The organism is Thalassotalea hakodatensis (assembly GCF_030295995.1).
Taxonomy (GTDB): Bacteria; Pseudomonadota; Gammaproteobacteria; order Enterobacterales; family Alteromonadaceae; genus Thalassotalea_C; species Thalassotalea_C hakodatensis.
Window position 1 is genome coordinate 2,913,076 of record NZ_AP027365.1, and the last position, 12,414, is coordinate 2,925,489.

Genomic DNA, 12,414 nt, shown 5'->3' on the forward strand with positions numbered 1-12,414 from the left:
TAAAACTAAGGCTTTCACAACTCCTTGTAAGAGAAAGCCTTAAAAGAGAGTATCGTGTAAGGAAAACCTCTAAAATCAATAGCTTACTATTTTTTGTTAATACTAACTAATGTGTTAGTACGACAACATTATTTTTCAAGTTTAAGAAAGTAATCAAAGATTTCTGGCACATTGCCCTGCCCTAAACCTGCATCAAATGCAGCTTGTAAGTTCTGTGATGAACCCTGAGCAATTTTAGATTCAGTGCCTAAGTCATCTACCATTTGTAAGAAGTAACCTAAGTCTTTATTAGCATTGGCGATTGAGAAGCCTAAGTCACTGACACCGTCAACGGCATAGTTTTTACAAAACTGCATGAACGGAGAATTTGAAGGACCCGTTGACATAATATCAAACAATTGTTGACGATCTACGCCAGCAAGATCAGCTACAGCAAACGCTTGTGACATTGCACAAACGGTAGTCATCCCCATGAAGTTATTAATTAATTTTGTTGTGTGTCCTGCGCCTAAAGCACCTAAATGGAAAACATTTTCACCTTGCTCTTCTAATACTGGCTTAACCTTGTTAAAGGTATCAATATCACCAGCCGCCATGATATTTAGTAAACCGTCTTTAGCATGAGCAGGTGTACGACCAAGTGGCGCATCAACCATACCTACACCTTTAGCAGCTAAGTCAGTGCCAATTTTACGCGTTGATGCCGGAATAGAAGTACCAAAATCAACCAACACAGCACCTTCTTTAACACCAGCAAGAATACCGTCTTCTGCATAGATAACTTTTTCAACGATAGCCGATGTAGTTAAGCACAGCATGATAATATCACTAGATTCTGCTAACTCTTTTGCCGATGATGCAGCATTGGCACCACGAGAAACACACGCTGCAACCGCATCTTTGTTAAGGTCCATTACGGTTAACTGGTATCCTCTTTTTTGCAAGTTTTCAACCATGTTTCCGCCCATAAGGCCAAGTCCGATAAAACCAATTGTTGGTTTTGACATAATAAACTCCTAAATAGTTACGCTATTACTTTTCTGAGGTATAACGAGCTACCTCTTCATTGGGAACACAGCGATTTACTTCGATTAATAAACAGAGTCTCAGTGAGTATTAACTGCGTGAGACTCACAGCTTTTAGTTGTCAGTAGTTAAGCTACTGCTCAAATTTAGTACCTTAAGTAGAATTCTTTAAAACTTCGCTTTCACGCCAAATTCCCACTTAGTGCCTGAGCGTGAGTAATCCGCAATGGTGGTATCGTTACCTCGCGTCATCACTTGTGGTTCATTGGTTAAGTTAAGTCCTTTTAAGAAAAGACTTACATTTGAATTGATTTTGTATTTTGCCGACATATTGAAATACAAAGCATCTTGTACATAACGGTGTGAGCGGTCTGGGAATGGTAGACTGTTCGGCTGCAGGTACTTAGAACGATATTTCCATAATAAACGTACCGTTGTGTCATCGCCTTCCCAATAAACAGACGCCGATGCAACATTCTTAGAGAAGCCAAATAAGTTCGCATCTGGAACAATACCCGCACTAGCTGGCTCTGCGGTAACAAAGTCAGACTCTGCATAGTTCCAAGCAAACTTTGCCCCTAAACCATTGAATGGTTCAGGTAATTCAACAAAATGTTTTTGACCGGTAAATTCAACACCCTTAATAACAGATTCGTCTTCAGATGTTTGTTTCACAAGATGTGCTACATCAGGGTAAATGGTATCTACGCCATCTAAATTAACCGTAATATCGCGGTATTCAGTTTTAACATCATAGCCACCGGTGAATGATTTATAGTAAAAAGCGGCGGTAAAGGCTGCATCTTGCGATGGATAATATTCAAATGACACATCGTAATTCATTGCAGTGTATGGGTCTAAGTGGTTACCACTAGCGTCACCACTACGAATAACTTGTGAAAAATCAGTGTTAGTCGCTGGATCACAGACGGTATCGTCTTCATCTTCACAGGTTTCGTAACTCACACCTGCTGACATTGCGTTCATTTGAAAACGTGACATTGAACGATACGCTGCAGTACGTACATAAAAAGCATCATTAACCATAAAGGTTAAATTTACGCTAGGTAATACCTCAGTATATTCCGAATCTAAATTAACGACTTCGATCTCACCCGTCGGGTTAATCTCTGAACTCCAGGTGATATCACCTTCGTTGCCTTCGGTAGACGTGATGTAAACTTTATCACCCCAGCCTTTTGAATGCGTTTCGGTTTTTACAACCCGAACCCCTACATTACCGTATACCGGAGTACCTGCTATTTCTGTATCAATATTCGCCATCACATAAGCAGCAGTAATGGTTTCGGTTACATCTCTATCAGCACCATCACGGCCATCTGCTCGTTCGCCTATGTCATAAAAATCAGTTCCTGACGCTCCTGGTAATTGACCAAGTATTTGACCAATAAAACATTTATGATCATAAGTGGCATAACGAGTAGCATCGCCGCCAGCACCTTCTTCCTCAGTAAACTGAATATTATTTGAATGATCGTTTTGGCAATTATCGATAATGCCATTAATAAGTGCAGAGTTCGCTTCAGGGTTTAATTCATCCCAACTATTATCTTCGTTATCACTTGCACCATAGTTTTGAGAGCCATCAGCGATGACTAGAGAAACATCATTTGTAACGTAATCGACTAAATGTTCTTCTGAGTAACGAATACCTGCTTTAATACTTGAAAAGTATTGATTGTCTAATTGATATTGACCATCAAATTTAACCGCAAGAATATCATCATTACGATGTTCATGAGCACGACGATACTCAACATACGCATGGTCGTCGTGAACAAAATTACCCATGTGGCTTGCATCAAAAGCTTCCCAAGAAGCAAAGCCGGCATCATCAGGGCCCAAGCGATTACTATCTAACCAAGTCAGAGTTGGCACATTACGGCCACGGAAATCTAAGGCATAATTATAGCGTTCAGTTGAACGAAACTTTGTGCGTTGACGTAAACGATAACGATAAGACTCAGAATAAGAAACATCTAACGCAAGTGATAACGCATCTGTTGGGGTATATTCAACTTCGATACCGCCACCATGATATTCATCTACTTGATTACGATTTTCACCTTGTAACGTTGGACGTGCCTCGCCTGTCGCGTAAAGTAAGGTGTGATCTTCTGAAACAATATGATCCGCAAGATCATCAAGGCGCGTATCAAGAGCCAACTCCATACGTTTTTCCGTATATTCAAGATCTGAATATTCATAATCTACGTTAATATTCAGTTTATCGTTTGGCACCCATTGAAAGGTAAATACAGCTCCTGTTCTGATATCTTCGTCTTCACCCGTACGCCAGTAGGCATCATTCGGGACATAAAAAATACTGCTTTGATCAAAATCGGCTAAGTCAGTATCAATACCTAATTCAGGTTCGCGACCAACACGGCCAGAACTTACACCCTGTTGACCTGTTGCACAGTTACTACCACCGATTAAACTAGAGCCGTCAGCTGCTCGAAGAGCACAAACCCCCATCTGTGAACTACCACCGTAATTTTCTTCTGGGTTGGCGGAATTTGTATGATTAACCCCTAAGGTAAAACCCATATCACCTAGATTTTCAGTTTCCCATTGCTGTACAGTTGATACAACTAGCTTACTTCCCCACGGAGAAACATCACCCTCTACATCTTGGTAATACGAATTGTAAACGCCCGTTGCTTGAACAGTTGTTTGACTTTGACCATAATCAACTGCACGTAAAGAGTTCACATCAATCGTACCTGACGTACCCCCTTCAACTAAATCAGCTTGCTGTGATTTATAGATGACAACTTTATCCACAAGCTCAGACGGAAATTTTTTGAAATTTACTGCGCGACCTGGTCCTGCATTCGTGATTGTGCGGCCATTAAATGTAGAATAGCCCCAGTAAGATCCTAAACCTCGAATAGATATTTCGTTTTGGCTGCCTTTTAATCGATGACCAGAGGCGCCAGAAATATTTTCAATAACATCAGACAATGACAAACCCGGTAATTCCCCAAAGTCAGCTGCTGCCACAGCATCAACAATCGCAGTATTATTTTTTTTCTCATTTAATGAGCGTGTCATCGTACCTCGAAGTCCTTTAACTTCGATGACTTCAACCTCAGAGTCTACTTTTTTCTCAGTTTCTTCCTGAGCATTTACAGGAACAGTCACAAGTGAAAGTAAAGTTGATGCACACAGTAACTGTTTGCGATAGCTGCCCCAATTGCGTAATGCACAGCTGATTTTATTTAACTGATTTGTAGTTGCCATTGATATATCCGATTAATTATAGTTTTTTGAATTTTCAATATTGCATTATTCAAGCAACATAAAAAACAATTGTCAACCATTTTGGTAAAACAATTAAAAAATAAAAACTAACCAATCAACAAAAAACAAAACGAACCTTATACTAAAATGGTTTTACCAACATAACAATAAAGGTCTACACACGTTACCTTAGGTTTATTAGCCTACTTTTAGCCTGTGAATATAATTGAAGAACATTACGACTTTGAACAGAAAAATAAACATTCACTTGGAACACTTGATGACCATGTTTATTTTTTGGTTGACCATTTGGTATTAAATAATGTAATAATCAATACACGCTCGATAAATTTACTGACAATGACATATTCCAGTGCAGTACATTTTAAATATTACGCGGTGTAATAATGACAAAATGAGATAACTTGAAGATAACTTGGACCCCCATGAAAAAACAAAAAATATTGTTAACGTTATTCACTTCAGCTTTTTTATTTAGCTGCGGAGGAAGTTCTACAGCTAAAAATACCCAAGCAATACCAAAAACACCTGAAGAAGACCAAACGACAACGCCAACGGTCATAGATGATATAACTTGTGATGTATCATACCCACTAGATATCGCTAGTATCAGTTATGAAGGAGGAGCCCAAAGCATTGCTTCATTACATGATGGTTCTAAAATAAATGACTCAAGTTGGCAACCTAATACATTAGATACCAACGTCTTAATAACCTTGGCTGAACCAGCGTTATTAAAGCAGTTAGTCATCACTTGGGCCAATACCGAATATGCAAACCTCTTTTCAATATCAAGCTCAAAAGATAATAAAAACTGGCAATTGTTAAACACTGTTACTGAAAGCGAAATACAAACAATTATTCCAGATGTTGTTGACTTAGCACAGAGCCCACATGAACAGCAAACCGCACTTTACCTCAACTTAGCACTATCAGGTAATCAAGTATCGCAAGCAAGCACACTCCTTGAAATTGAAGTTTATGGATGTCGAGAAACTACTGCGCATTCTATTGAATTAATTGATTGGTATTTGAGTGTTCCAACCGACGATGATAACAATGGCAAATCTGACAGTATTAAAGAACAAGATTTAGCGGCTGGCTATTATGACCCAAGATTTTTTACCTTAACACACGATAGTGGCTTACGGTTTTCCACTTCAGTTTCAGGGTATAAAACCTCTAACAACACTAGCTATGTACGGGCAGAGTTGCGTGAAATGCTTCGTAGAGGTGATGCGAGTATAAATACTCAAGGGGTTAACAAAAATAACTGGGTGTTTTCAACTGCACCTGATTCAGATCTCAGCAAATCTGGTGGCATTGATGGTACTTTAAGCGCTCAACTAGCAGTTAATCACGTTACGACAACAGGCGAAAATTATCAAATAGGTCGGGTTATTATTGGTCAGATTCATGCCAATGATGATGAGCCTGTCAGGCTGTACTATCGTAAATTACCAGAGAACCAAAACGGCGCTATTTACCTTGCACATGAAAAGCTTGGTGGAGATGACTACTACTACGAATTAATAGGCAGCAGAGGAAATAACGCGAGTAACCCATCAAACGGTATAGCACTAAATGAGAAGTTTAGTTACACCATTGAAGTGCAAGGTAATAACCTTAACGTAACTGTGATCAAATCTGATGGCACTGAATTTCACCAGCACGTAGATATGTCACAAAGTGGCTACGATGTAGGTAACCAATATATGTATTTCAAAGCTGGCGTCTATAACCAAAATAATTCCGGCGATCCACATGACTACGTGCAAGCAACTTTTTACCAAATCGATAACCACCACAACACTTATTAAACCAGGAGTAAACAACATGAAAAAACTATCCCCATTGTTATTGATACTCAGTTTTTATCTTCAAGCTGCAGAAACAAACACGCATAAGTTCTTCGATGAAACATTATTAATTAAACTTTCAACAGAATTAAACGCAATGTCTTCAACAACGTTAGAGAAGCGTTATGGCAATCAAAAAACACCACCAAGCTATGGGTTTGATAACAAAAATCAAACAGTAAGCTTTACGTTTACTCAATATCCCACGCCGGCAAATAAGCAATCGATGAATAAGATCCATAAATATATTTCGAATATGTTACGTAAATCGAGCGAAGGCGCGAACTGGAAAAAAGACAAAGTATATACTCGACTAGACACTAAAATTGCTGTCTATGAATATGAAACTCAAGGGATTGGTAAGTATCAATATAATCTAACTTATGCTTTGCCTGTTAACGGCAAACTCACTTTTATTTCATTTATTACCACTGATAAAAAATATAAAAAGAAATGGTTGAATCTCGCAAGGGAAAGTTTGGACTCTTTACAGTTAAAGAAAACATAAACAATAACCACACTAATTAAATAGATATGTACTTTAAATCATGTGCAAACAAAGCACTTACCTAGCCAATACACATGACTAAAATTGTGATTAATTAAAATTGTTACCAGTTCATGGTTGACAAAATGGTTTTACAAATTAATATAAAAACAAACAAGTCATTAACAAGATTGTTTTACCAAAAAAACAACAGGATCATAATAATGAAAAATTTAATAAACAAATCGATTGCGGCATCTGCGATTGCTTTGGCTGTTACGGGGTGTAATACAGATGAATTACCTAAAGAGACGGGTAATGCATTTGGTCAAATCTCATTGTCTGGTGCAGCAAAAGTAGGGGAAACATTAACAGTATCGGTTACCGACGGTAATGGTGTAGACACATCAGCAATTACCTATAGTTGGTTAGCAAACGACGTTGAAATTTCAGGTGCTTCATCTAGCTCATTTACCGTAACGTCAGAGCAAGTTAACACACAAGTTTCAGTTATCGCATCATATACCGACAATGATAACTACCAAGAAAAATTAAGATCTAGTGCAACAAACACCATCATCATGAATGCCGATGGTATGATTGAAGTATCAGGTATTTTTGAATCAGGAAAGCTTCTAACTGCAACACTTACAGACGACAATGGCGTTGATGCACAAAACGTGACCTATACGTGGCTAGCAGACGGTGTCGTAATAGAAGGTGCAACAGAATCCACTCTTGCGTTAACTGATGATGAAATTGGTAAAACCATTGTGGTCACGGCCACATACACTGATGATGATGATTACAGTGAAGAAGTCAGTTCTACAGCTTCTGAATCGGTAGCGCCCGCTTCCGGAAATACAGCAGCGACGTTTGAAGGCTTAACAGCGGCCGTTACCAATGATGAAACAGATAGCGTTACCGGTACTGTTGTTATCACTGACGCTGATGTTGGCGAAAGTTCAGCGCTTGCTCAAACAGATACAATGACTACGTTTGGTACTTTTTCTATTCAAACGGATGGTCAATGGACATATACGCTAGATACAACAAACCCAACAGTCACATCGTTACTTGATGAAAATGACACCATTAACGATACCATTTCAATTTCCTCAGCGGACGGTACGTTAGCAGAATTAAACATCACTATTTCGGGCGTAGCTTCATTTGCTCCAACTAAAGTGGCTAAAATTACTGATAACATGACTGATGATGCGGGTGAACTTAGATATAAACTTTCATCAAGTGATATTATTCCTGCAGGTAAACTTACCGTTTCCTTCCTTAAAGAAGATGGTATTGAAAAAGATGCCTACATTGGTTTATACGGTTCCTCAACCAGTACTAGCAATGCGTTAATTGATTTGCGTATCCAAAGTAGCGGTTATGTTATTCGTAATAATGAAGGGGTTGATATCACTATTCCTTTTTCAGCGAATAAGTGGACTGATGTTGAAATGACCTGGGATGCAAGCAATGCTTCGGATACCGTTGCACCACTATTAACGTTAACTATTAACGGCACAAGTGTAACCACCGAACCTTTTGCTTCTGTATCACAATCATTAAGTGATGTTGTGGCCGGCGTGCAAACAATTATATTCAAGTTAGGTGACAACAGTTCAACAACAGGTGAAGCCGCCTACTACATTGATAACTTCAAATTGTATTCAGATCTTGCAGGTACGACCGTTCAATTTGAAGATGACTTCGAAAGTTATATGGAAGGTGATTCATTAGATGATGATAATTCAGCATCACCATACAACTCTAGTACTGCTGAAACCGTTGTTGCACAAATTGGTTCCGAAGGTGGTGCAGAAAATCCAGATAACTTAACAGCAAAAATTACTGATAACATGACAGATGATGCTGGTGAGTTACGTTATAAACTATCTTCAAGCTATATTATTCCTGCGGGTAAGTTAAGCGTAGCCTTCTTAAAAGAAGCTGGTATAGAAAAAGATGCCTACATTGGTTTGTATGGTTCATCTACGAGTACAAGTAACGCCATTATAGACTTACGAATCCAAAGTACAGGTTATGTTATTCGAAATAACGAAGGCGTTGACGTGACCATTCCATTTACTGCCGATAAATGGACCAACGTTGATATCACATGGGATGCAAGTAATGCTTCTGATACCGTTGCTCCTCTACTAACTTTAACGATAGATGGTACCAGCGTAACGACCGAACCCTTTGCATCAGTCTCTCAATCTTTAAGCGATGTTATTGCAGGTGTGCAAACGATAATCTTTAAATTAGGTGATAATAGTTCAACATTAGGTGACGCTGCTTATTTTATTGATGAAGTTAAACTCTACTCTGATCTTGAAGGAACAGTGATACAGTTCGAAGATAATTTTGAAAGTTATTCTGAAGGAAGTTCATTAGATGATGATAATACCTCATCACCTTATAACTCTAGCTCTGCTGAAGTAGTAGTCGCTAAAAAAGCAAAGTAAGCTAATTTATCTCTCTAGCTTGAAATAGCGCTATTACATAGCGCTATTTTTTTATAACACTATACGGCAGTTTTTACTTTGTTCAGCATCAATAACAGATTTAAAATAAGTACAACGTCGTGTCAACAATTTAAGTCGCTATTCGTTGTTGTAATGTCGCAATTAGCGATATTAAACACCAAAATGCGCACGTTAAAATAGGAGTGCTTTAATGATTAAAGCCGTAACGAAAATATCACTCATATTGTTATTTGCAGGATGTGCTAGCACATCAAATAATCCTGCCAATAAATTTGATTTATCCCATTGGAAAATTACCATCCCACTCGATCAAGATAACGATGGTAAAGCAGATACCATTGACACTAGGGCGCTACAACACTATCAACACCCTGACTATTTTTATTTGGACCAATTTGGCCATTTAGTGTTTACCTCGCCGAATAAAGCAGTGACCACTCAAACGTCATCTAATACCCGCAGTGAATTAAGGCAAATGATCAGAGGGTTGGATACCTCAATTGATACGAAATCATACGGCAATAATTTCGCCTTATCTGCACACCCTGATGCGAAATACTTTGATCAACTCGGCGGTAAATTATCAGCGAGTTTAAAAGTAAACCATGTCGCTAAAAATGCTAAACACCCTAAAAAACCAGCTTATTCAGTTGTTGTTGGTCAAATTCATGCTGGTAAAGATAAAGCGCTAATCGCCGAAGGCAATGGCTTTGGTTGGGGAAATGAGCCGATTAAAATATATTATAAAAAGTGGCCAAATCATCAATCGGGATCAGTATTTTGGACCTATGAAAGAAATTTAGCCAAAGACAACCCCGATAGAACCGATATCGCCTATCCTGTGTGGGGAAATACTTGGGAAAATGCCGAAGACCCAAAAACTAAAGGTATTAAGTTAAATGAAGAGTTTAGTTACGAAATTAATGTATTTAACAGTGTAATGCACTTAACGTTTACCCAAAAAAATAAAAAAGCCGTTACTTATCAAATTGATCTTTCCAATAATATTGACGCCTATGGCAACATCGATAACAAAGACAACCCTAATGGCTATACAGGTGATTGGCATTACTTTAAAGCTGGTGCTTATAATCAATGTTCAACAAAAGATGCCGATGGTATTTGGTATGCTGGCTGCTCTGGCACCGGAGATTGGCAAACAGATAAAGCTAACGGTGATTATACTCGCGTTACTTTTACGCACTTAACGTTAAGCCAAGCTACCCAACCTTAAGCTCCACAAACAGGGTATATTAGCAATATCCTGTTTTACCTGCTTTCCCACTTGTCAGCGATAAACATCATAAATTTAGTTAGCAGCCTATCAATAAAAACTAGTTAAAAGTATATAGTTTGGTATTACCAAAAAAGATAAACAGCTAAGCATATTAATTAATAAGAATAAAAAACAAAATCCGCATAAAACAAACAATACAATGAGGCTAGCTTAATAATTTAAATATTCTACTTTCTTCCACACTTAAGAAGGTTATTACCAATAAAAGCGAAATCATCATAATATTGGTATGATAATTACTTGAATAATAAGATCTGTTATGTAATGATTTAACTTATGTCACTGATTTTGATATAAAGAACAGATCAGTTTGGTAATTATCGTTTAACGCTTTTCGGGGTAAAGTCACTATGGCGGCAAAAAGGTTATTTTGGAGCATTGTTGAATTAATTGAAGCTTCCATTAATTCTGGAAATTTTCCAGTTGGCAGCCGATTGCCACCTGAAAGAGAGTTAGCCCAACGTTTCAATGTGAGCCGTCCAACTATTCGTGAAGCAATCATTGCCCTTGAAGTAAGAGGAAGGGTTGAAGTAAAAACTAGCTCTGGTGTTTATGTATTAGCATCTCAGCAATCAGCAAATTTACTAAAAAATATCAACGCTTTTGAAGTTACACAAGCAAGAGCACTTGTTGAAGGCGAAGTAGCCGCACTTGCAGCAGCGTCTATAAACGAACAAGAGCTTGAAGAATTAAATCAAACACTTATCGACATGGAAAAAGGGAAAGATATGGAAGCCGCAGACAGAGCTTTCCATAAAATTATCGCCAACGCTACTCGTAATGAAGCAATGAAAAGCCTAGTAGAGAGCCTATGGAATTTAAGAGCTTCTTCCAAAGAAATTATCGAAGATTATGATAGTGTCTGTAGCAAAGACAGCGCTAAAACAATCGCTGAACATAGAGCCATCTATAATGCCTTAAAATCAGCAAATGCTGATAAATCTCGTACTGCCATGCATGAACATTTTCATCGTTTAATCAATACATTATTTGACGCTGAAGAAACCAGAGCATTAGAAAAAATAAAAAGAGAGAGCAGCGAAAAACGAGACATGTACTCGATAAAACGACAAGCCTAGCATCTACTAAAACACCAACGTGAAAAACCTAAAAGGCAAAAAGGTATATTCTTATTTGAAGACACCTATCTTGGAAGCCCTACCGCTATATAGCGATAGACCAGTGGTTTACCCTCTCAATATCAGAACTCGTCGAACAAAAGCTACTATTTCCTTTAAAAACCGATAAAAAATAAACATTGTGAACAAACCAGTTAGTCGGTTACAATAATTGTGTACAACATTGAGGTTATTGTATGAGAGATGCAGAACAAACTCGCCAAAAAATTTTAGAAATTACCGCAGATGAGATTCATCAACATGGTTTTCAAGCCACAAGCTTGTCAACTATATTATCCCGTTGTGAAATTTCAAAAGGTGCGTTGTACCATCATTTCGATAATAAACTCGTATTGGGCTATGCTGTTTTTGAAGAAATTTTCACGCCAATGTTTCTAGCCACTTGGCAGCCTGCCGTTGAAGCAACAGATCCTATTGACGGTTTATGTAAATTCTTTAAAGAAATCTCGCAAGACATGAGCTGTGAAGACATTGTTTGCGGTTGTCCTGTGAATAATTTATGCCAAGAAATGTCAGGTGTTGATGAAGGCTTTCGATTGCGCATACTGAATATGCAACAACAATTGAATCATTTAATTGCATTAAATTTACAACGTTTTTCAGCTCATCTTCGTACTGAGCTCGACTTTACTCAAGTAGCTTACTTTGTCGTTTCTAGTTTCCATGGCGCCTATAGTTTAAGTAAAAGCGCAAAAAATAAAGAATTATTTGACAAAGTGGTTGATGAGTTATGTATTTACCTCAATAACTTACGAACCACTTAATCTTCAATAGTCAAAATAAACATAAGCTACAACAAAATTTTTATAAAAAAACATTTACA

At 37.9% G+C, this 12,414-nt stretch carries 8 protein-coding genes; 6 read left to right on the forward strand and 2 right to left on the reverse strand.

Annotated features, from left to right (window positions below; translation table 11 throughout):
* Positions 1-128: 128 nt before the first annotated feature.
* The gene (locus tag QUE72_RS12905) at positions 129-1,007 is read right to left on the reverse strand and encodes an NAD(P)-dependent oxidoreductase (protein ID WP_074495425.1); all 879 of its coding nucleotides are present in this window, start codon (positions 1,005-1,007) and stop codon (positions 129-131) included.
* A gap of 187 nt (positions 1,008-1,194) precedes the next feature.
* The gene (locus tag QUE72_RS12910) at positions 1,195-4,293 is read right to left on the reverse strand and encodes a TonB-dependent receptor (RefSeq protein ID WP_074495423.1); all 3,099 of its coding nucleotides are present in this window, start codon (positions 4,291-4,293) and stop codon (positions 1,195-1,197) included.
* Between the two features lie 446 nt (positions 4,294-4,739).
* Here QUE72_RS12910 and QUE72_RS12915 point away from each other — a divergent pair, with 446 nt between their 5' ends.
* From QUE72_RS12915 to QUE72_RS12940, 6 genes are all read left to right on the forward strand, one after another.
* Complete coding sequence (locus QUE72_RS12915; RefSeq protein ID WP_286269417.1) at positions 4,740-6,134, forward strand: polysaccharide lyase family 7 protein; 1,395 nt, start codon at positions 4,740-4,742, stop codon at positions 6,132-6,134.
* Between the two features lie 16 nt (positions 6,135-6,150).
* On the forward strand, positions 6,151-6,681 hold the full coding sequence (locus QUE72_RS12920) for a hypothetical protein (RefSeq protein WP_074495419.1): 531 nt from the start codon (positions 6,151-6,153) through the stop codon (positions 6,679-6,681).
* A 203-nt stretch (positions 6,682-6,884) separates the two neighbouring features.
* Positions 6,885-9,134, forward strand: coding sequence for a VCBS domain-containing protein (locus QUE72_RS12925; RefSeq protein WP_286269418.1), 2,250 nt, complete (start codon positions 6,885-6,887; stop codon positions 9,132-9,134).
* A gap of 211 nt (positions 9,135-9,345) precedes the next feature.
* Entirely contained in the window at positions 9,346-10,389 is a 1,044-nt protein-coding gene (locus QUE72_RS12930) for a polysaccharide lyase family 7 protein (protein ID WP_286269419.1), read from the forward strand.
* Positions 10,390-10,802: 413 nt separating this feature from the next.
* The gene (locus QUE72_RS12935; RefSeq protein ID WP_074495415.1) at positions 10,803-11,531 is read left to right on the forward strand and encodes a FadR/GntR family transcriptional regulator; all 729 of its coding nucleotides are present in this window, start codon (positions 10,803-10,805) and stop codon (positions 11,529-11,531) included.
* Positions 11,532-11,767: 236 nt separating this feature from the next.
* Positions 11,768-12,355 (forward strand): TetR/AcrR family transcriptional regulator, encoded by a 588-nt coding sequence (locus QUE72_RS12940; RefSeq protein ID WP_286269422.1) that lies wholly within the window; start codon positions 11,768-11,770, stop codon positions 12,353-12,355.
* The last annotated feature ends 59 nt before the right edge of the window (positions 12,356-12,414 follow it).

Bases quoted from the DNA above. Each gene is read 5' to 3' on its own strand.
- QUE72_RS12905 (WP_074495425.1), bottom strand. From the start codon at position 1,007: ATGTCAAAACCAACAATTGGTTTTATCGGACTTGGCCTTATGGGCGGA.
- QUE72_RS12910 (WP_074495423.1), bottom strand. From the start codon at position 4,293: ATGGCAACTACAAATCAGTTAAATAAAATCAGCTGTGCATTACGCAAT.
- QUE72_RS12915 (WP_286269417.1), top strand. From the start codon at position 4,740: ATGAAAAAACAAAAAATATTGTTAACGTTATTCACTTCAGCTTTTTTA.
- QUE72_RS12920 (WP_074495419.1), top strand. From the start codon at position 6,151: ATGAAAAAACTATCCCCATTGTTATTGATACTCAGTTTTTATCTTCAA.
- QUE72_RS12925 (WP_286269418.1), top strand. From the start codon at position 6,885: ATGAAAAATTTAATAAACAAATCGATTGCGGCATCTGCGATTGCTTTG.
- QUE72_RS12930 (WP_286269419.1), top strand. From the start codon at position 9,346: ATGATTAAAGCCGTAACGAAAATATCACTCATATTGTTATTTGCAGGA.
- QUE72_RS12935 (WP_074495415.1), top strand. From the start codon at position 10,803: ATGGCGGCAAAAAGGTTATTTTGGAGCATTGTTGAATTAATTGAAGCT.
- QUE72_RS12940 (WP_286269422.1), top strand. From the start codon at position 11,768: ATGAGAGATGCAGAACAAACTCGCCAAAAAATTTTAGAAATTACCGCA.